The sequence below is a fragment of the Serratia sp. FS14 genome (genome assembly GCF_000695995.1).
In the GTDB taxonomy this organism is placed as follows: Bacteria; Pseudomonadota; Gammaproteobacteria; order Enterobacterales; family Enterobacteriaceae; genus Serratia; species Serratia nematodiphila.
The window spans coordinates 4313545-4335223 of the sequence record NZ_CP005927.1; the positions used below are offsets into that span (position 1 = coordinate 4313545).

The following is a 21679-nucleotide window of genomic DNA, read 5'->3' on the forward strand; positions in this document are numbered from 1 at the left end:
AGGTGCCAGGCTGCTCTTCTCCTTCGTACCGCAGCCGGTATGTTCCCCTGCGGCGCGCGGTGAGCCTGAATTGTGAATAAACTGTATCACAGCTGGCCGAAAAGCCCAGAGCCGCAGGGCGACCAGGAGAGAGAAATCAGAGGCAAATCATAAATCGCCCGGCAGGCGGCAGTGCGGGTGACCAATGGCCAAATAAAAATCAGCATTTAATGCTAAAAAACCGCCATCGCGGCGCGCCGGCATAGTTGAGGCGACACCGGCGGCATAGTGGTATAATTGCGGCATCAGGTTCAGGGATGGCTCGCATTATGAAGATTAAATACGCAATCTATTTTTTCACCCTGTGCCTGATGACTTCCTTCTCTCTGTTCATCGTCGATGAGCTGCTCGAAGCCCATACCGACTACCGCGACAACCAGCTAAACCTGTACAAAATTGATCGCACCAAAGAAATTTCCGAAGCTTTTCAGGCTGCATTGCTGGCTCATCGCCTCAAACGATTGAGCCTGATCGATCCGCAAATCACCCGTGCGCAATGTTTGGCCGCCGATCGGGTAGCGCGCGAGAGAATCACCCGGATCCGCGAACATCTGGACGATGAGGTCGCCAGACAGCTCGGGGTTCAGCAAAAAATCGCCGCGCTGTCGATGATCGCTTTGATGGAACAGCTGCTGGATAATGACAACCTGCAGCTTTCGCAGGTCAATAACACCAACGCCAATCTGTTCAACATCAACAGCGCCTATTACATCTCGCAAACCAGCAAGAGTTATTACCGCTACACCTACGATACCCGGATGGTGGATACCGACTCCTTTATGTTTCTCGAGGCCATCCGCCTCAATAACCGGCTAAATATGTCATTGACGGAATTGAGCGATCAGATTATCGACGTCAACGTCAGCCAGCTCGTTCGCAAAGATGCCTATCTGAAGTCCATTCAGCTAACCGGCGTGCTGAACGCGCTGAGCACCCGATTGATCTTCATGAAGATCAACTACGACGATGGACAAATCACTAACATCGTCAATGCGTTGCTCGCCCAAGTGTCCGCTGAGCGCCTCCAGCAGATTACCAATGGGCTGTATACCGCTATCGATACCCATAAGCCCTACCCCACAGCGCTTATTTCGCGCTATGTCGACGATGTGAGCGAGCTTTCGCAGGCGCTGTATCAACGCAGTTTCGAATTGGAAACCCTCGCCTCGCGCCACAAGATTTACGACAGCCAGACGACCATTTACGGCATGATCGCGCTGGCCGGCCTGGTGGTTTTGCTGTTCATTTTGCCGGCGTTGGTGTTCTGCACCAGCATCAACCGCTGGCTGACCAAGACCCACAACAATATCGTGCGGCTGTCGCGCGGTGAGATGAATATCGATCGCAACGACGCCTTCTACAGCCAGGAATTGATCGCCATCAGCGACGCCATTCAGCAGCTCAGGCAATATCAGCTGGACAAGGTCTCGCTGGAGAGCGAGAAACAACTGCTGATTAAAGAGCTCGAGGCCTCTTCCTTCCTCGATCCGCTCACCAATATCTACAACCGCCGTAAATTCTTCCTTGAATGTCAACTGCTGGGCAACGCCAGCTACCCGCAGGCCTTTTGCCTGATCGACATCGATAATTTCAAACAACTCAACGACAGCTACGGCCACGACGTGGGTGACCGGGCGCTGGTGGCCTTCGGCCACCTGCTGCAACGCGCGTTCCGCGCCAGCGACATCTTCTGCCGCTATGGCGGCGAAGAGTTCGCGGTGCTGCTGGGCAACTGTTCGTTGGACAACGCGCGGGACATCATGGAGCAATTGCGCGCCCGTACTCATCGCCTGACGCTAAATCTGGCCGACGGACGGCAAGTGCGTTTCACCACCAGCTGCGGCATTGCGCCAGTCAGCGCGTTCACCGCGCTGCAGGCGGCGATCAAACAGGCGGACGAAGCGCTCTACTTTTGCAAAAAGAACGGCAAGGATCGGGTCAGCGTGCATACCCAGGCCGGCTTTATCTGATTCGCTGTTTAAAATAATTAACATTATAATTTTTATGACTAATTAGGCTAAGTCATTCACCTTACAGGCATATCTGGCTTTTTTTCCTCTCCGCCGCTATCCGGCTGCCATAAAGGCACGTTTAATCCTCGACCCGCTTCGGTGATTTATGGTGTGATGCAGCTTCAATAACAGGATAATCCGGGTATACTCCACCCCCACTTTTATGATTATCCGGATTTGGACACGCGCCTGACGAGGATGCTGTAACGCGCTATGACTCAATACGCTTCCCCGATTTTGACATCACTGCTTGATACCGATGCTTATAAGCTTCATATGCAGCAAGCAGTGTTCCATCGCTATCCCGCGATCAGCGTGGCGGCGGAATTCCGCTGCCGCGGCGACGAACTGCTGGGCGAATATGCCGACGAGATCCGCGCGCAGGTGGCGCTGATGAGCCGGCTGGCGCTAACCGACGCCGAATTCGCTTATCTTTCGGGCCTGCCCTTCTTCCGTCAAGATTACCTGAACTGGCTGCGAACGTTCCGCTACGATCCGCAGCAGGTCACCATCGACAACCGCGACGGCAAGCTGCAAATCCGCATCGCCGGCCCCTGGCGTGAAGTGATCATGTGGGAAGTCCCATTGCTGGCGGTGATCAGCGAAGTGGTGCACCGCCGGCGCTCGCCGCTGGCGACGCCGGAACAGGCGGTGGCGCATCTGCAAACCAAGCTGGCGCAGTTCAAGACGTTGGCGGGCGATCTGGATCTTTCGCGCTTCAAGTTGATGGACTTCGGCACCCGCCGCCGTTTCTCTCAGGGCGTGCAACAGGCCATCGTCAGCACCTTGCAGGCCGAATTCCCGTACCTGTCGGGCACCAGCAATTACGATCTGGCGCACCAGCTGGGTCTGGCGCCGGTCGGCACGCAGGCGCATGAGTGGTTCCAGGCGCATCAGCAGATAAGCCCGGTGCTGGCCAACAGCCAGCGCGCCGCATTGCAGGCCTGGCTGGATGAATATCCGGACCAGCTTGGCATCGCGCTCACCGACTGCATCACCATGGATGCCTTCCTGCGCGACTTCGGCCCGCAGTTCGCCGAGCGTTATCAGGGGCTTCGCCACGATTCGGGCGATCCCGTCGAGTGGGGTGAAAAGGCCATTGCCCACTATCAGAAACTGGGCATCGACCCACTGAGCAAAACGCTGGTGTTCTCGGACAATCTGGATCTGGAAAAAGCGCTGGCGCTCTATCGCCATTTCTATCAGCGCATTAATCTCGGCTTCGGCATCGGCACGCGCCTGACCTGCGATATTCCCGGCGTTAAGCCGTTAAATATCGTGATCAAGCTGGTCGAGTGCAAAGGCAAGCCGGTGGCCAAACTCTCCGACAGCCCCGGCAAGACCATCTGCCAGGACCAGGCGTTCGTCAGGGCTCTGCGCAAGGCCTTCGATCTGCCGCTGGTGAAGAAAGCCAGCTGAGCCTTCTTTATATAAAGAGAGAAAGCCGGCCCGGTTCACGCGCCGGCTTTTTTGTTTTTATCCCGAACGCCCTCTTTTCAGTCAGCCGCGATAAATGTTGCGCCAATCCGATGATTTCTGCTTGTGCTCTGCACCGCGGCAAGTAACATAGCCATTACCCCCATATTCTTGGGTTGTAAGCTATTTCTAAACCAAATTATTAAAGAGAGAAATCTATGAGCGTAGTGCCTGTAGTCGACGTACTGCAAGGTCGTGCTGCGGTTGACAGTGAAGTCACCGTACGCGGCTGGGTACGTACCCGGAGAGATTCAAAAGCTGGTATCTCCTTCCTGGCCGTCTATGACGGTTCCTGCTTTGATCCGTTACAGGCCGTCGTTAATAATTCTCTGCCGAATTATCAAGATGAAGTGCTGCACCTGACCACCGGCTGTTCGGTTGAAGTTACCGGCAAGGTCGTCGCCTCACCGGGCGAAGGCCAGAGCTTCGAGCTGCAGGCCACCGCGATCAAAGTGGTCGGCTGGGTCGACGATCCGGATACTTACCCGATGGCGGCCAAACGTCACAGCATCGAATACCTGCGCGAAGTGGCCCACCTGCGCCCGCGCACCAACCTGATCGGCGCCGTGGCGCGCGTGCGTCATACCCTGGCGCAGGCGATCCACCGCTTCTTCCATGAAAATGGCTATTTCTGGGTATCTACCCCGCTGATCACCGCCTCCGACACCGAAGGCGCCGGCGAGATGTTCCGCGTCTCCACGCTGGATCTGGAAAACCTGCCGCGCACCGACAAGGGCGCCGTCGATTTCAGCGAAGACTTCTTCGGTAAGGAAGCCTTCCTCACCGTTTCCGGCCAGCTGAACGGCGAAACCTACGCCTGTGCGCTGTCCAAGGTATACACCTTCGGCCCAACCTTCCGCGCCGAAAACTCAAACACCAGCCGCCACCTGGCGGAATTCTGGATGATCGAGCCGGAAGTGGCCTTCGCTACGCTGGACGACGTCGCCGGCCTGGCCGAAAGCATGCTGAAGTATGTGTTCCAGGCTGTGCTGGATGAACGTGCCGACGATCTGAAATTCTTCGCCGAGCGCGTGGATAAAGACGCTATCGCGCGTCTGGAGCGCTTCGTCTCTTCCGATTTCGCCCAGGTAGACTACACCGACGCCATTGAGATCCTGCTGGCCTCTGGCCAAACCTTCGAAAACCCGGTCTCCTGGGGTATCGATCTCTCTTCCGAACATGAGCGTTATCTGGCGGAGAAACACTTCCAGGCGCCGGTAGTGGTGAAAAACTACCCGAAAGACATCAAAGCGTTCTATATGCGCATGAACGAAGACGGCAAAACCGTCGCGGCCATGGACGTGCTGGCGCCGGGCATCGGTGAAATCATCGGGGGCTCTCAGCGTGAAGAACGTCTCGACGTGCTCGATCAGCGTCTGGAAGAGATGGGCCTGAATAAGGAAGACTACTGGTGGTATCGCGATCTGCGTCGTTACGGCACCGTGCCGCACTCCGGTTTCGGCCTGGGCTTTGAACGTTTAATCGCCTATGTCACCGGCGTGCAAAACGTGCGCGATGTGATCCCGTTCCCACGCACCCCACGTAACGCAAGCTTCTAATTTATACGATCACACGTTTTTTAAACGATTTCGTTACAAAACAAAGGCCAGCCTCGCTGGCCTTTCGCATTTTTTAATATTGACGCACGTCACAAAGTTCCCGAAAAATTACATTTGGTTACACATACTTTCCTTTTGCAACCTCATTGCGACATTGGTATCATTTTCGTCCTAGATTAACCCGCCTGTGAATGGAACACTGCGTTCAGACACAGGACGACACCAATCTATCAACAATAGTTCCCAAGGAATTATTGGCGGCAGTGGCAAAGGTGTCCGAATAACACCAATGAGGGTAATAATGATGAAGCGCAACATTCTTGCAGTGGTTATCCCGGCTCTGTTGGCTGCTGGTGCAGCAAACGCAGCTGAAATCTACAACAAAGACGGCAACAAGCTGGATCTGTACGGCAAAGTTGACGGTCTGCACTACTTCTCCGACGACAAAGGTAATGACGGCGATCAGACCTATGTTCGTTTCGGCTTCAAAGGTGAAACTCAGATTACTGACCAACTGACCGGTTACGGCCAGTGGGAATACAACGTCCAGGCTAACCACTCCGAATCTCAGGGCACCGAAGGCACCAAAACCCGTCTGGGCTTCGCGGGTCTGAAATTCGCTGACTACGGCTCCTTCGACTACGGCCGTAACTACGGCGTACTGTACGACGTGGAAGGCTGGACCGATATGCTGCCAGAGTTCGGTGGCGATACTTACACCTACACCGACAACTTCATGACCGGCCGTACCAACGGCGTTGCGACCTATCGTAACAACAACTTCTTCGGTCTGGTTGACGGTCTGAACTTCGCCGTTCAGTACCAGGGCAAAAACCAGAACGACGGCCGTAACGTCAAGAAACAAAACGGCGACGGCTGGGGCATCTCCTCTACTTATGACATCGGCGAAGGCGTAAGCTTCGGCGCTGCATACGCATCTTCTAACCGTACCGACGACCAAAAACTGCGTTCCAACGAGCGTGGCGACAAGGCTGACGCATGGACCGTGGGCGCGAAATACGACGCCAACAACGTTTACCTGGCGGCGATGTACGCAGAAACCCGTAACATGACTCCGTTCGGCGGCGGTAACTTCGGTGCTGGCTGTGCAGCTACCGATGACAAGTGCGGCGGCTTCGCGAGCAAAACTCAGAACTTCGAAGTGACTGCTCAGTACCAGTTCGACTTCGGTCTGCGTCCAGAAGTGTCTTACCTGCAGTCTAAAGGTAAAAACCTGAACGTCCCAGGCGTGGGTTCTGACCAGGATCTGGTTAAATATGTTTCTGTTGGTACCACCTATTACTTCAACAAGAACATGTCCACCTACGTTGATTACAAAATCAACCTGCTGGATGACAACGAGTTCACCAAAGCAACCGGCACCGCTACCGACGATATCGTAGCTGTTGGTCTGGTATACCAGTTCTAAGTTGTCTCGCTTAACGGCGGTTCACCGTCGGCTAAGTTAAAAAACAGGGCTTCGGCCCTGTTTTTATTTGTGTCTGCCGGTAACGTTTTATCCTGCAGATTTCCCCTTATCCCTCATTTTTTCTGTCGAATCCTTCCCGTTCACAAGATCGCGGTGTTTTTATCGCAAACGGTTGGCAAAGCCGATAACTGGCGCTACCCTGATGCTTCTGTCTGCTTAACTCCGAGATTTGGAAGCACCTGACATGTTTGAAAAAATCACCGCCGCACCCGCCGACCCGATCCTGGGCCTGACCGACATTTTCCGCGCCGACGCCCGCCCGAATAAAATCAATTTAGGCATTGGCGTTTATAAAGATGAAACCGGCAAAACCCCGGTGCTGACCAGCGTAAAAAAAGCTGAACAGTATCTGCTGGAAAACGAGACCACCAAAAACTATCTCGGCATTGAAGGCATCCCGGCGTTTGCCAGCTGCACGCAAGAGCTGCTGTTCGGTAAAGAGAGCCCGATCGTCACCGATCGTCGCGCACGCACCGCACAGACGCCAGGCGGCACCGGCGGCTTGCGCGTAGCGGCAGACTTTATCGCCAACCAGACCAGCGCCAAGCGCATCTGGATCAGCAACCCAAGCTGGCCGAACCACAAGAACGTCTTTAGCGCCGTTGGCCTGGAAGTGCTGGAGTACGCCTACTACGACGCAGCCAACCACGCGCTGGATTTTGACGGCCTGCTGAACAGCCTGAAACAGGCTCAGGCCGGTGATGTCGTGTTGTTCCACGGCTGCTGCCATAACCCGACCGGTATCGATCCAACGGCGGAACAGTGGGCGCAGCTGGCTGAGCTTTCCGCCGCCAATGGCTGGCTGCCGCTGTTCGACTTCGCCTACCAGGGCTTCGCCAACGGTCTGGAAGAGGATGCGCAGGGTCTGCGTATTTTCGCCGCCAAACATCAAGAGCTGATCGTCGCCAGCTCCTACTCGAAAAACTTCGGCCTGTACAATGAGCGCGTCGGCGCTTGCACCCTTGTAGCTGCCGATGCCGAAACCGCCGATCGCGCCTTCAGCCAGGTGAAGGCGGCCATTCGTGCCAACTACTCTAACCCGCCGTCGCACGGCGCGGCCGTTGTCGCCACCATTCTGGGCAACGACGCCCTGCGCGCGATGTGGGAGCAGGAGCTGACCGACATGCGCCAGCGCATTCACCGCATGCGTCAGCTGTTCGTGAACACCCTGCAGGAGAAAGGCGCACAACAGGACTTCAGCTTTATCATCCAGCAGAACGGCATGTTCTCATTCAGCGGCCTGACCAAAGAACAGGTGCTGCGTCTGCGTGAAGAGTTCGGCGTATACGCCGTAAACTCGGGCCGGGTGAACGTGGCCGGCATGACGCCGGACAACATGGCACCGCTGTGTGAAGCCATCGTCGCCGTGCTCTAAAGCATCGACGCAGGTCATAAATCATAAAAAAAGGGCGCTCTATGCGCCCTTGATTATTTCGGCCGGGAAATAATCGTTACCACACCGCCGGCTCTTCGCGCAGGAACGGATTGGTCTGGCGCTCGTGGCCAAAGGTCGACATCGGGCCGTGGCCGGGAATAAAGCGCATATCGTCGCCCAATGGCAGCAGCTTGGTGCGAATAGAGGCGATCAGCGCCTGATGATCACCGCGCGGGAAGTCGCTGCGCCCCACGCCGCCGTTAAACAGCACGTCACCCACCAGCGCCAAACGCGCCTGCTCATTGATAAAGACGATGTGGCCCGGTGTGTGCCCAGGGCAATGCAACACCTTGAGCGTCATCTCTCCCACCTGCATCTCATCGCCTTCCGACAACCAACGGGTCGGGGTCAGCGGCGCACACTCTTCCAGCCCGAACATCCGGCTCTGCGCCGGCAAACCATCCAGCCAAAAAGCGTCCTCTTTATCCGGGCCGTAAATCGGCACCTGATAATGTTCCGCCAGCTCAGCCGCCGCGCCGACGTGATCCAAATGGCCGTGCGTCAGCAAAATCTGCGTGATTGTCACACCCTGTTTCGCCACTTCCGCTTTGATTTTTTCCGCTTCGCCGCCGGGATCGACCAACGCCGCCTGCTGCGTGTTTTCACACCAGATCAGGCTGCAATTCTGGCTAAAGGCGGTAACGGGAATAAGATGGTATTTCATAAGGCTCCAACGACAATAACGCCGCCTCCGCAAGGAGCGGCGTTATTCACTGAGGGCACCGCGATTACCAGCTCCGAACCGGGCCGGTATCGATGTGCACGAAGTTGCTACGTGGGTAATATCCTACACCACCAGCGCGCATTTTTAACGCCGCTTTACGGATATTACTCAATTGGATACCTTCAATATGGAAATCCATCGCCTGGCCCTTGGTATGGTAGCTGTGCTTGGCCACACCGCGGCTGTGCGCGCGCAATTCGTTATTGGTATCTACGGAACGGTAACCGGAGATCAGCTGCACCGGCTTGCTGGTACCCAGCAGCCCCTGCAGGCGATAGAGGTGATCAAACAAGCTGGGATCGATCGATTTAACCTTGTTGGCGCGATAATCGCGGAACAGATGATTTAGCCGAACCAACTCTTCTTTATTGTAGCCTTTGCCGTCAAAGAACTCGGCTTTAATAGATTCACCGGTATTCAGGTTATTCAGCACTAAAATACGCGGTCGAGCGGTGGAAAGACTGGCAAATGCCTGCCCTGGAAGCAGCGCTATGCCCATAGCGGCGCCACCTAGCGCCAGCCATTTACGGCGATGATGATCAATTTTGTCCATGACTCTGTTAAACCCGGCAAGAATGTCAAAATAAATGCACAAAGCAGCGCACTGTCCGAACCATAACCGCCTGCGTATGCTGAGTCAACCCGCGATACGCCTAGGTTTACAGGCCCCCGGCTACGAGGGCCTGCGGTATAGCCAAACATTCTGACCGTTATTTATTTATAATTACTGCATTTACTGCATTAATTTTTTGGCCTGAGCCAAAATTTGTGCGCCCGATCTCACCGTATTATCATAATTGTAAATATCTGTACGGAATTGCGGTTGGCCATCATCCGAAACCCAGGCGGTCAGATAATACAGTTTTACGGGAATACGCTGGCGAATATTCACATAAGTGGTATTGCCTTCTTTCAGCGTGGAGGAAACACGGCTATTGTTCCAGCCGGCATCCTGCAGCAGCATATTCGCCAAATCGGAAGCCTTGTTCACCCGCACGCAGCCGGAGCTGAGCGCGCGGATGTCTTTCTGGAACAGGCTGTGGTTCGGGGTATCGTGCAGGTAGATGGCATCCGAGCTCGGCATATTGAACTTGAAACGCCCCAGCGAGTTGGTGGCGCCAGGCGCCTGGCGCACGCGATACGGGAAGTTGCGCGCAGAAACCATGCTCCAGTCGATCATCGCCGGGTTGATCACTTCCGCATCGTTGCTCCAGCCTGACAGCACGGTATAGCCGTGTTTCTGGAAATAGTTACCGTCGCGCATCGCCTTCGGCACAATATCCTCACGCACCAGCGTAGTCGGCACGTTCCAAGGCGGGTTGACCACCACGTTGTTCAACGCGCTGCTCATCAACGGCGTCTTGCGGCTTGGCCGCCCGACGATAACGCGGGAGGACAACACTTCGTTGCCGTTCTGATAGTAGGTCAGCGAGTAGTTGGGAATGTTCACCATAATGCCGGTGCCGACATGCCCCGGCAAGATGCGCAAGCGCTGGATATTCAGCGCCAACAGCGCGGCGCGGGTTTTCGGTGACACGTTGAGCCACTCGCGGGTGCGCACGCCGATCACGCCGTCCGCCGTCAACCCCTGCCATTTCTGGAAACGCTTGACGCCCTCCACCAGCTCGTTGGTATAGAGGTTGTCGCTCACCACGCTGCCGATCTGCGGCGGCGTCTGTTCCGCGGTCAACTCCGTCACCGGCGCTGCCGATGGGCTGACCGTCACGCGGCTTTTCTCTTCGTCTACCGTCAGCCCGCCGTCGTCGGGTTCATTGCTCTTCGCCGAGACCACCGCCGGTTCCGGCTCCGCTTCCGGTGCCGAGGCGGCCAGCATGCCGGTGCGCGTCAGGATCTCACGCAGCGCCGGGATATCGTTGCTCATTTGGCCTGGGCGCAAGCTCGGGCCACTGCCCACCTGCGGCCAGGGGCGGTTATCCGCCAGCATGTCACGCAGCGCCTGATGCATCTTGGCGTATTGCGGATGCTGCGGCGCAAGCGAATTCACGTAGCTCAGGGTTCGCGCCTGGCGCACCGCCAGCTGCCATTGATTGATCACCGCCGTGGGCGGCAAACCAAGCTTGTAAGGAATATTGCTGTACAGCCAGTTGTTGCCGTTGGCGCCGATGGCGGATACAAACTGCAAATAGCCCAGCATCGCATCGGACAACACCGCATCGCGGCCCGCTTCACTGAGCGCCGGATCGGTCAACATCTTCACCCACTGGGTGAACTGCGGCTGTACGCCGGACATCGCCAGTTCGGCCAGCTGCTGTTGAAATTGCTGAACGGCCTCGCGATCCTGCCACATCGGCTGCATATGATTCGCCGCATACAGCGGCGCCAGCGTGGAAAGGTAGTGCAGATCCATACCGCGCGGCAACGCGGCCAGCAGTTCAGAACGACTCTGCGCAACGGACATGCCTGCTGTTGCCACCGGTAACGCCGTTACGGTGGCCAAGGCGGAAAACGACGACACAAGACTACAGGCGATAGCGCCACTCAGCGCCAAACGTCGTAGAGAGTTTCCCTTTTTAAGCAACATCCCTTGCCCCCTGTATGCTCACAAAAAAAAACGTCAAAAACTGCATATAGTTTCAGTATACAAACAGAAAGGCCGTTTCGCCCTGCGGGCGTCGAATAACTGTTTATGTGATTAAACTAACCGCTTTTCAACGGATAAAAAAGCAGGACTATCATCCACGCGCACAAAAAAATAGCCACCCTGCGGCGGCTATTTTCGGATTTTTAGGGCGTTTTTCTGCGTTACGGCGTCTCAACCGGCGCAGTGCCCAGCGCCGGCGGCTCGCCGGCGAAACCGCGCAGCCCCACCACGTGCACATGCTCGTGGTTCTGGAACACCTTACGCACCAGTTTATAGGTGGTGCCCTTCTCCGGACTGATGTTTTCCGGCGCCGCGATGATCAGCTGCATCTCCAGACGATCGCACAGTTCGAACAGCGTGGCGATCGACTTGGCATCCAGACGCGCCGCTTCATCGAGGAACAGCAGGCGACACGGCGAGATATCTTTACCGCGCAGGCGGCGGGACTCTTCTTCCCAGCTCTGCACCACCATCACCAGGATTGACATCCCGGTACCGATGGCTTCACCGGTAGACAACGCGCCGCTTTCCGCACGCAACCAGCCGTCGGAACCACGGTACACCTCAACTTCCATTTCCAGGTAGTTGCGGTAGTCCAGCAACTCCTCGCCAATGGTCTGTGGCGTACGCTGCCCCATGTCGATCTGCGGATTCAGGCGCTGATACAGCTTGGCCAGCGCTTCGGAGAAGGTCAGGCGGTTGCTGTTGAACAGATCCTGATGCTGTTCCTGCTGCTCGGAGAGCACGTCCAGCAGAGTGGCATGCGCTTCGCGCACGTTGACGTTCAGACGGACGCTCTTCACCTGGCCGAAAGCAACGGCCTGCAACCCCTGGTTCAGCATGCGAATGCGGTTCTGCTCGCGCTGAATGGTTTTGCGAATGATGTTGGCCACGCTTTTCGAACTGATCGCCAGCTTCTGCTCGCGCGCGGTCAGTTCTTCGGTCAGACGGCCCAGCTCAATCTCCATCTGCTCGATGGCCTCGACCGGATCGTCGGTACGGATGATGTCCTGGCGGATACGCTCGCGCAGGTGTTGGTACACCGCGATATAGAACTGAATCTTACGCTCCGGCCGCTTCGGGTCTTCCGACAGACGCAGCACGTCGCGCAGGTGTTCGTTGTCCGCCACCGCCAGACGCAGCGCGCCGAGCGCCTTATCCGACATCGAGCGCAGCTCGTCGCCATCCATATACGCCAGCTCGCGGCGATGCAGACGGCGTTCCACGCCGTTGTCTTTCACCAGACGCATCACCGCGCACCAGCCCGCCTTGGCGGTCACCACCTGCTCGCGCAGCTGATGGTAGTCGCGTTCCAGCTTGCGCAGTTTCTTCTGCAGGCCATCCATTTCGGCTTCGCAGAAGGTCAGCTGTTTCTCCAGCTGATTGCGGCGAGCTCGGTTGTTGCTCAGCGCCGCATGCAGCTCGTCGCGGCGCTGACGCGCGCGCGCTTCGGCGTTGGCGTCGGCCTGCACGCCGATATCCACCAGCTCCTGGCTCAGCTCTTTCAGCATGTCGCGCTTGGCGTCATACGAGCTTTTCAGCGAGGCCAGCACCTGGCTGTATTGGGTGAACTGGGTTTGATATTGACGCAGCTGCTCACGGGCGCGGGCGCGTTCGGCTTCCGCCTGTTCCAGACGCTGGCGCAGCTTATCGTTCAGATCGTTGTTGGCATTCTGCATGCCGGCGGAGTCGGTATAGCTGAAGTGCGCGCGACGCTGCACCACTTCTGTCAACGCGAACGCCTGCTGTTTGGCCTGACGCTGCACGCTTTGCGCCTGCGCGTAGTCCTGCTGCAGCTGTTCATGCTGCTGCGGATCGCTCTGCAGCACCGACAGCAGCGGCTCCAGTTTGGTCAGCGACACCCCGTGCTGTTGAATGTGGCGCGCGGCGTCCTGTGCTTCTTCCAGCTCTTCACGGATCTCGTCGACGCGATCCTGCAGCGTTTCATCGTTCAGCAACGACACCAGCGGCATCAGGCGGTTGAGCGCGGAAATGCCCTCTTTGGCCTGGTCGTACTGCTGACGCTGCTGCTGATTCTGCGCTTCGTGATTGTTCAGTGCACGCTCGATCTCGCCGCGACGGGCGTTCAGGCCGCGGATCTCCGCTTCCGGATCGGCGTCAAACGCCACCGCCAGATGGGTGCCGATAAAGCGGCTGAAGGCCTGATGCGAACGCTGGGTTTTCTGCACGTCGAACGACAGCGTGGCATAACGTTCCGCCAGCGTTTCACGCTCGGCATGCAGCACTTCCAGGCGGTTTTCGCGCGCCGCGCGGCCGAACAGCGGCACTTCCGGGTAGCGGGAATAACGCCACTGGCGATCGGCGATCTTCACCACCACCGCTTTGTCCTGTTCTTCGACGGCAAATACGCTGTCATCGAACGACTGCGGATCCCCTTCGATCAGGTAGAGATCTTCCGGGCAATCTTCCAGCCCTTCCAGCATCTCGCGCACCAGCGACAGATCCGGCACCACGATGGCGTGGCGCGAAGGGCCGTACAGCGCCGAGAAGTAAGGCGCGTCGTCGATGGTAACGTCATCGTAAATTTCCGACAGCAGCACGCCGCCGAAACGTTCGGCCAAGGTGACCAGGCGTTGATCTTCCGCGCCGCCCGGCTGGCTGAGACGTTCGATCTGCGCTTCCACTTCGCGCTTGCGGGCCGCCACCTCGTCGCGCTCGACGGTGGTTTCACGCTCGCGCTCCAGCAGCTGCTGCATGTATTCGGTCACCTGCTGGCTGTTTTCCAGCGGCTCTCCGCTCTGATCGCTGAGCTGGCTCAGGGCGTCCTGCGCCGCCAGCCACACCGGGGCGCGCGCCGTCAGCTCACGGATGCGCTGCTGGATCTGCTCCAGCTCCTGGCGCATCTCCATGCGGCGTTCGCCGGCTTCGCTGACGTTCTGCGACAGCGCTTCCAGGCGCTCTTCCAGCTCCTGCTGCAGCATGTCGAGATCGTCCGGCTGGTACTCCTGACCATGGCGTTTGCAAAATTCTTGCAGCAGGCGCTCGGCGTCCTGCTGCGAGCGCAGGCGCTGTTCCAGTTCGCTCAGGCGCAGGCGCAGCGGCTGAACGCGCTCGGCGAGGTGTTGCTGCGAAGGCCAGTCGCGCAGCAATTCGCGCGCGCACTGCCAGGCTTCGCTGCGGCTGACCTGACCGGCGATTTTACCCACCAGCTGATAGGCCTGCTCGAACTGGCCGTGCGCGGCGTCGGCCACGCTCAGCTTCTGTTCCAGCATCAGCAGTGCTTCGGTCGCTTCCTGCTCGCGGGCCTGGAAGGTGTCCAGCCACTGCTCGGCGTTGTCGGCGGTCAGATCCGGCAGTTGGCACAGCGCGCGCGCGCGCTCCAACGCCTGCAGCGCCTGCTGATACTGAATGGCGCGGGTCTGCTGCACGTCGAGCGCCTGCTGGTAGTCGGCCAGCTGGCTCTTCAGCTCATCCACTTCCAGCTCGGCCGCTTCGGCGCGCGCTTCGTTTTCGGCCTGCTGCTCGCTCGCCTCGGCCACCACTTCGTTCTGCTCTTCCAGACGGTAGGTCAGCTCTTCCAGATCGGCTTCATAGCGTTCGATCTTCTCCTGCTGACGCATGGCCGTCTGCACCAGATTCAGGTGGTCGCTGGCGGCCTGGTAATCGGTTTCCAGATCGGATTCGGCGCCGCTCTGTTCGCTCAGCTCGCGCGCCATTTCCACATGGCGATACTGTTCGGCGGCCAGCTGCTTGCGGCTGCCCAACAGATCGCTGCGCAGCGCCAGCGCGCCGTCCAGATGGATGCGGCGTTCGTTGGCATGACGCATATAGTCCGCCGCCACATAGGAGGTGGCCTCGGAGATCAGATGCTTGAACAGGTCGCGATCCGACTGGGTGACGCGGATCGCTTCCAGCGTCATGCGGTTTTCGCGCAGCGCCGCTTCCATGTCCTGGAACGCCTTGCGTACGCCGCTGTTTTCCGGCAGCAGGTAATCACGCAGTGAGCGGGTGATGGCGCTGGAGATACCGCCGTACAGCGACGCTTCGATCAGACGGTAGAACTTGCTGCGATCGGCGGACGAACGCAGGCGTTTCGGGATGACGCCCAGATCGAACATCAGCGAGTGGTAATCGGTGATGGAGTTGAACTGCTTGAACTGCACGCCCTCCATCTCTTCCACGCGCTCTTTCAACTCTTGCAGCGACAGCACGCGCGCCTGGCGCTCACCCACGGTCTGGGTCAGCAATTCAGTCGGCTGTACCGCGGTCGGCAGCCCCTGAATGGTGAACGGTTTGATATCGACCTTGCGGTCGCGCCCTGCCACCTGCTGCAGACGCACGCCAACCACCACGCGCTGGTGGCGTGAATTGACGACGTCAAGAGTGGAGTAACACACGCCGGCGCGCAGCTTGCCGTGCAGGCCCTTGTCGCGCGAGCCGCTGGTGGCGCCCGCTTCGGTGGTGTTACGGAAGTGCAGCAGCGTCAGGTCGGGGATCAGTGCGGTGACGAAGGCCGCCATGGTGGTGGATTTCCCCGCCCCGTTACCGCCGGACAGCGTGGTCACCAGCTCATCCAGATCAAAGGTGCGGGCGAAGAAGCCGTTCCAGTTAACCAGCGTCAACGAGCGAAATTTACCGCGTTCAATCATTCCTGTTCATCCTCTGCACCGTCAGGAGCGTTATCAACCTGCTGATCCTCAGCGTCATTCTCATCGTTCAGCGACAGGCTGGTTTCAACCGGCATCGCCTCGCCGTCGCGAATCATGCGCAGCTGCGCTTCACGCGGATCGTCGCCGCTGCGTACGTCGGCGCCGAAGCGGAACACCGCCTCGGTAATGCGGAACTTGCTGCTGTCATTGCCCATGAAATAGACCATGCCGAGGCGGCGCAGACGGTTCAGCGAGGTGCGCACCTTTTCGTGCAGCTTCTGCCGATCGAGATCCGAACCGGTAGAGCGCTGGTTGACGAACTTCAGCAGCTTGTTCTCATCGGCCAGGCTCAGCAGCTCGTCGTACAGCTCCTGATGGCTGAAAATGCCCTCGTGCGCCAGGCGCTCGGGGCTGAGATACAGGTAGCACAAGATCTTACCCACCATCATATCCAGCTCGGACAGCACCGAACGCGGGATCAGCGTGGTGGAGCGCGGGCGCAAATAGAAGAAACCTTCCGGCGCCCGAATCAGCTCGACGCTGTAACGGTTGTAAAACTCTTCCAGCTCATCCTGGAAATCCATTAAAAAGGCGTGGTTGTCCAGCTCATCGATACCGATGTGACGACCCGCACGCAGTTGGCTATCCAATGCCGGAAACAGCGAGTTGGACAGCGCCTTGGCCAGCTTGACTGGCATTACTTGTTCAATATTTGTCGATGACATGGGCCTGGACCTTGGCTCCGTAATCATTGATTGCCTGCCATTCCGCCGGCAACCCTGAGAAATCTGCTTCAGCCACACCGAGGCGCACAGCCTGGTCGACCACTAAACGTGCCACGTCGAAATGACGCGCACGCGGATATTGCGCCAGATAATCGCGCATCACCGCTGCAAGGTTGAGCGGCATCTGCTGTTCCTGGTACACCTTCAGCGCCTCTTCGATCATCGCCGCCAGCTGTTCGCGAATCTCGCTGAACTCTTCGAACTCCAGATCCGGCGGCAGTTCCCCGGTCACTTCATCGCTGCGCAGCGCCAGTTCTTCGTCGCGCATGTCCAGCAGACGATCGGCATTGGCATGGGTCAGCGCCCACGGGTGGTCGAAATAGGTTTGCACCGACTGGCGCAGGCGCTGGGCGAACACGCGGTTTTTGTCCATATCGATAGCGGTACGGATAAATTTATGCACGTGGCGATCGTAGCCGATCCACAGGTCGATCGCCTGCTGCCCCCAGCTGATGATGCGATCCAGCTTGCTTTGCAGATCGAACACCAGCTTGTCAACGAAACCCAGCTCCACGTTGCCGAGGGTTGCGTCCTGGATACGCAGCAAGTTGGCCTGCAGCTTATCGCCCGCCGCATCCAGCGTATCCTGCAGCTCGCGCAGGGTGCCCGAGGTTTCCGACAGCAGCATCTCGCAGCTGGAGATCGCCGCCCGCCAATCTTTGCTCAGCAGCGCCGCGATGTCGTTCTTCACGCTCTGCTGCTGTTCGTCCATCACGCGTTGGGTCATGTCGATGCTGTCGAAGATTTCCGCCACCGAATATTTCAACGGCGCGAACACGTTGCGGTGCCAATGGAAATCGTCGCCGCCTTCGTCGGCGGCGTCGGCGGCGCGCTTCAGTTCCTGCGCCACGATCGACAGCTGCATCGACAGGCGCAGCGTGGAGAATTCGCGTTGGCGAATATAGTAATCGGTAATGCCGATACCCAACGGCGTCAGGCGGTAAATCGCGTTGCCGTCCGCCAGCTCGCTGGTAAAGCGGTTCAACAGGCGCTGGCGCACCATGTCGTTAATCGCATTGTTGGCGCGCATCGCCACCGTTTCATGCGTCTGTTCAAAACCCTTGCTGACATGGCGAAATGCATCAACCAGCTCACCTTCGCTCATCTCGCCGTCCAGTCGTTCGCCGTTCAGGGTGGCGATGGCGAGCAGAAATGCGAGACGCTCCGTAGGGAGCGAAATAGAGAAATCATTTTTCCGTGCCCAGGCGACCAGTTCGGGTACTGTCTGGGAAAATTCACTCATAGTTCGTCCTTCAGGTTTGGTTTATGCGCCATGACGTGAATATAGCGCCCCAAACTCACGTACGGCTCCTGCCGGCAATAGTGCTGTTCAAGCGCCAGTAACTCTTCAAATTTTTGTGTTTGCAGCTGTCTGCTCTGCAGATAGTCGTGGAACACCCGCACGCCGGTTTTGCCGCCGATGCGCATGCCCAGCTGTTCCAACCAACCGTAGACCAATAGCGGATCGTGCGGATATTGCGGCGACAGCGAACGCTTGCGGCGCCGTCTGACCTCGGGATCCACCAGTTGGAAATTACCCAACACCACGTTGCGCATCAAGAGGCCGTTGGCGTTGAAGAACATCAGCGACAGTGCGCCACCCGGCGTCAGGCAGTCATACAACGCCTGCAGCGCCGCTTCGGGCTCGGCGATCCATTCAAGCACTGCATGAAACAATATCAGATCAACCGGCTGTTCCAAATGTTGAGCGATATCCTGCGCAGAACTTTGTACGAATTGCATGTTCTGGCTCACACCTTTCTGCTCCGCCAGCTGCGCGGCGCGCTGGATCATCTCACCAGAAAGATCGCACAACAACACCTGATGTCCTAATTCTGCCAGTTGGCAGGCCATATGGCCTTCACCGCCCCCGGCGTCGAGAATGCGCAGCGGCCGCTGCGGCAACTGCGCCAGCAGCCCGGTCAGATCCTGCCAAACCACCGCCTGGCGGATTTTTCCTTTCGTGGTGCCGTAAATATTACGCGCAAATTTTTCAGCAATATCGTCAAAATTGCGATCCTGCATGGACAACGGCTCCGCTGATCTCATTCTTGTCGGCGGCAAAGCGCACGCCCATTCAAACCTGCTATTTTGGCACAGACTGACTTAGAATGTATCTTCTTGCGGCCTGTTTATACCTGGATGCCGCTTTTTCACCCAAAAGGATCTGATTTTCGATGCTGTTCAACCTGAAAAAGTTCTTTGGCGCCCTGCTGATGCCACTGCCGCTGTTGATGCTGCTGATGGGGCTGGCGCTGCTGCTGCTGTGGTTCACCCGCTGGCAAAAAAGCGGTAAGACGATTTTCACGCTGAGCTGGCTGTTTTTACTGCTTTTCAGCCTGCAACCGGTGGCCGACCGGCTGCTGCGGCCGATCGAGGCCGAATACCAGACTTATCGCGGTAACGATCCGGTCAGCTACATCGTCGTGTTGGGCGGGGGTTATACCTACAATCCCGATTGGGCGCCCAGTTCAAACCTGCTCGGCAACAGTCTGCCGCGCGTGACGGAAGGCGTGCGGCTCTACCTTGCACATCCCGGCGCCAGGATGGTGTTCACCGGCGCGTCCGCCGGCCCCATGCAAAGCAACGCCGCCACTGCGGCGCTGGTGGCCGAAAGCCTGGGCGTGCCGCGCAGTGATATGGTGATCTTGGGGGAACCGCGCGATACCGAGCAAGAGGCCGCTCAGGTCGCCAAATTGGTCGGCGAGCAACCGTTCATTCTGGTAACCTCCGCCAACCATCTGCCGCGCGCCATGCGTTTCTTCAAGGCTAAGGGGTTGCACCCGATCCCGGCGCCGGCCAACCAGTTGGCGATCGACTCGCCGCTGAATATCTGGGATCGCGCCACACCGTCGTCAATGTTCCTCGGCCATACCGAGCGCGCCTGGTATGAAACGCTGGGTAGTCTGTGGCAATGGCTGAAGGGCGCAGATAGCGCCGGCGCAGAGTAAAGCTCGTTCAACCGGCCAGCCAGGGCAGCAGCTGTTGCGACGCATAGTCGAACGGCCGCCGCTCCAGCTTGCCGGTATGGATCAAACGCCCTACCGCTTCCCACACCACATATAGCCAGCGCCGCGCCAGGAAAGCGTCGGCGACCGGCGCCCGCTGCAGATAGCTGAACAGCAGCTGGCTGGGCATGCCCGCCTCGCAGAGGCGGAAAAGATCGTATTCGCGCGGCGCCCACAGCACTACGCCGGGATTGAGCATCGCCAGCAGTTGATCGCTTTTGGGATCTTTCAGCATGCTGCGCAGCGATAAGTTACCGTGCACCAGAACACAGGGATCATCGAAGCCGACGAAGAAATGGGTCAGCGCTTCGCGCGTGCGGTACAGCAAACGCCGATCCGCCATAGTCAACTGCGGGGTGGTGAGATTGACCACCGTCGCCCACAGCACTTCGACCCGCTGTTGATACCAGCAAAACCAATCATTCTCCTGCGTGCTGTCAACGCTGCCGACGCTGCCGTGGCTGTCGATACGGTGCCAGGCCAATATCCCGTCAACGATCTGCTCCATCAACATATTCCAGCGATCCGGCGAGCGCGTCGGCGCCTCAGCCGACACGCCGCGCAGGCGCTCGATCAGCAGGATTTCCGTATACGGCGCCTGGTGGGTACACACCACGCCATACACCGTAGGCAGGCGAATATCCCCGTCGCGCGCCAGCATCGACAGCTTGTACGCCTCCTGCTGGGCGATGCCCCGACAGATAAAGCTTTTCGCCATCAGCGGGATCGCGTTGCCCTGCCGATCGTACAGCGAATACATATGCGCATAAGGCTGTTCGCTCACCCGCTCCAGCCGGCTGATGGACTCACCCAGCACAATGCTCAGTTCGGCGCGTAACTGCTCCATAAGGCATTCACCTCAGGCTAATTAGGGGGGATGCGTAACATCATCGAACGGCGAGCGGAAAAATTCTTCAACGCAGATCAACAAAACGGGGATCAATAATGGGGGTATTGCATCGTCGGCGCGTTGCGCGGCGCGCCGACGAAATCAGGCTCAGGGTTGAATGCTGTCGCGCACGCGCTGGAGGTCTTCCGGCGTATCGACCCCCACGCTCGGGATCGCTTTCGCGACCGCCACGTGGATCTTTTCACCGTACCACAGCACGCGCAGCTGTTCCAACAGCTCGATCTGCTCCAGTTGGCTCGGCGCCCAGCTGACGTAGCGGCGCACGAAGCCCGCGCGGTATGCGTAGATGCCGATATGACGCAGCAGGCTGTCGCCGATGCTCTCTTTCGACGCGGCGAAACGCTCGCGATCCCACGGAATGGTGGCGCGTGAGAAATAGAGCGCGTAGCCCTGCGCGTCCATCACCACCTTCACCGCATTGGGATTGAAAGCCTCTTCGGCGCTCTCGATCGGCACCGCCAACGTCGCCATGCCGGCCTGGCTGCCCGCCAGGTTTTCCGCCACCTGCCGCACGATAACGGGTGGGATCAGCGGCTCATCGCCCTGCACGTTAACGATGATCTGGTCGTCGGCAAAGCCGTAGTGCGCGATCACTTCCGCCAGACGCTCGGTGCCGGAATGGTGATCCGGGCTGGTCATGCACACTTCGCCGCCGGCGGCTTCCACCGCTTTGGCGACTTCAGGATGATCGGTCGCCACGATGACGCGGCTGGCGCCGGACTCACGGGCGCGCTCCATCACATGCACCACCATCGGCTTGCCGTGAATATCGGCCAGCGGTTTGCCCGGCAAACGGGTTGAGGCATAGCGGGCGGGAATAATAGCGATAAAACTCATGCGTGCTTCTCATCCAGCGACAGCGCACGCGCTTCATTTTCCAACAGCACCGGAATGCCATCACGCAGCGGGTAAGCCAACCCGTCCGCTTTGCACACCAGTTCCTGGTTTTCTTTATTGAAATAGAGTTTGCCGTTGCATACCGGGCAGGCAACGATTTCGAGTAAACGGTGGTCCATGCATCCTCCGCTAG

The 21679-nt window shown here is 58.1% G+C and carries 16 protein-coding genes; 6 read left to right on the plus strand and 10 right to left on the minus strand.

Going from position 1 to position 21679, the window contains the following annotated elements; genetic code table 11:
* Positions 1–308 precede the first annotated feature (308 nt).
* The 5 genes from L085_RS19765 (at position 309) to L085_RS19785 (ending at position 7950) form a co-directional block, all read left to right on the plus strand.
* Positions 309–2009: a GGDEF domain-containing protein gene (locus tag L085_RS19765; RefSeq protein WP_044031530.1), complete on the plus strand. Its 1701-nt coding sequence runs from the start codon at positions 309–311 to the stop codon at positions 2007–2009.
* A 255-nt stretch (positions 2010–2264) separates the two neighbouring features.
* The gene (gene pncB / locus L085_RS19770; protein WP_004928202.1) at positions 2265–3470 is read left to right on the plus strand and encodes a nicotinate phosphoribosyltransferase; all 1206 of its coding nucleotides are present in this window, start codon (positions 2265–2267) and stop codon (positions 3468–3470) included.
* A 215-nt stretch (positions 3471–3685) separates the two neighbouring features.
* Positions 3686–5086, plus strand: coding sequence for an asparagine--tRNA ligase (asnS, locus tag L085_RS19775; protein ID WP_004928205.1), 1401 nt, complete (start codon positions 3686–3688; stop codon positions 5084–5086).
* Between the two features lie 301 nt (positions 5087–5387).
* Positions 5388–6515 (plus strand): porin OmpC, encoded by a 1128-nt coding sequence (gene ompC, locus L085_RS19780; protein ID WP_015377340.1) that lies wholly within the window; start codon positions 5388–5390, stop codon positions 6513–6515.
* Positions 6516–6759: 244 nt separating this feature from the next.
* A complete protein-coding gene (locus L085_RS19785) occupies positions 6760–7950 on the plus strand; it encodes an amino acid aminotransferase (RefSeq protein WP_015377339.1) in 1191 nt (396 codons plus the stop codon).
* 76 nt (positions 7951–8026) lie between these two features.
* Here the strand turns inward: L085_RS19785 and L085_RS19790 are convergent, their stop codons facing one another.
* From L085_RS19790 to cmoM, 7 genes are all read right to left on the minus strand, one after another.
* Positions 8027–8674 (minus strand): MBL fold metallo-hydrolase, encoded by a 648-nt coding sequence (locus tag L085_RS19790; RefSeq protein ID WP_015377338.1) that lies wholly within the window; start codon positions 8672–8674, stop codon positions 8027–8029.
* Between the two features lie 64 nt (positions 8675–8738).
* A complete protein-coding gene (locus L085_RS19795) occupies positions 8739–9287 on the minus strand; it encodes a YcbK family protein (protein WP_004928217.1) in 549 nt (182 codons plus the stop codon).
* A 180-nt stretch (positions 9288–9467) separates the two neighbouring features.
* The gene (ldtD, locus tag L085_RS19800) at positions 9468–11276 is read right to left on the minus strand and encodes a L,D-transpeptidase (protein WP_028127364.1); all 1809 of its coding nucleotides are present in this window, start codon (positions 11274–11276) and stop codon (positions 9468–9470) included.
* A gap of 221 nt (positions 11277–11497) precedes the next feature.
* Positions 11498–15946 carry a chromosome partition protein MukB gene (gene mukB / locus L085_RS19805; RefSeq protein WP_004928222.1) on the minus strand — a complete coding sequence of 1483 codons (4449 nt, stop codon included), beginning with the start codon at positions 15944–15946 and terminating at the stop codon, positions 11498–11500.
* Positions 15943–16671, minus strand: a complete 729-nt coding sequence (gene mukE, locus L085_RS19810) for a chromosome partition protein MukE (RefSeq protein WP_004928226.1) — start codon at positions 16669–16671, stop codon at positions 15943–15945. The genes mukB and mukE overlap by 4 nt, the downstream gene beginning before the upstream one ends.
* Positions 16652–17974 carry a chromosome partition protein MukF gene (gene mukF / locus L085_RS19815; RefSeq protein WP_015377335.1) on the minus strand — a complete coding sequence of 441 codons (1323 nt, stop codon included), beginning with the start codon at positions 17972–17974 and terminating at the stop codon, positions 16652–16654. The genes mukE and mukF overlap by 20 nt, the downstream gene beginning before the upstream one ends.
* Complete coding sequence (cmoM, locus tag L085_RS19820) at positions 17971–18756, minus strand: tRNA uridine 5-oxyacetic acid(34) methyltransferase CmoM (protein ID WP_015377334.1); 786 nt, start codon at positions 18754–18756, stop codon at positions 17971–17973. The genes mukF and cmoM overlap by 4 nt, the downstream gene beginning before the upstream one ends.
* A 152-nt stretch (positions 18757–18908) precedes the next feature.
* Here cmoM and elyC point away from each other — a divergent pair, with 152 nt between their 5' ends.
* Positions 18909–19682, plus strand: a complete 774-nt coding sequence (elyC, locus tag L085_RS19825) for an envelope biogenesis factor ElyC (RefSeq protein ID WP_015377333.1) — start codon at positions 18909–18911, stop codon at positions 19680–19682.
* 7 nt (positions 19683–19689) lie between these two features.
* Here elyC and L085_RS19830 read toward each other — a convergent pair whose 3' ends face one another.
* The 3 genes from L085_RS19830 to L085_RS19840 form a co-directional block, all read right to left on the minus strand.
* Complete coding sequence (locus L085_RS19830) at positions 19690–20586, minus strand: YcbJ family phosphotransferase (RefSeq protein ID WP_015377332.1); 897 nt, start codon at positions 20584–20586, stop codon at positions 19690–19692.
* Positions 20587–20736: 150 nt separating this feature from the next.
* Entirely contained in the window at positions 20737–21486 is a 750-nt protein-coding gene (gene kdsB, locus L085_RS19835) for a 3-deoxy-manno-octulosonate cytidylyltransferase (RefSeq protein ID WP_004928235.1), read from the minus strand.
* Complete coding sequence (locus tag L085_RS19840) at positions 21483–21665, minus strand: Trm112 family protein (protein WP_004928237.1); 183 nt, start codon at positions 21663–21665, stop codon at positions 21483–21485. The genes kdsB and L085_RS19840 overlap by 4 nt, the downstream gene beginning before the upstream one ends.
* Positions 21666–21679 lie beyond the last annotated feature (14 nt).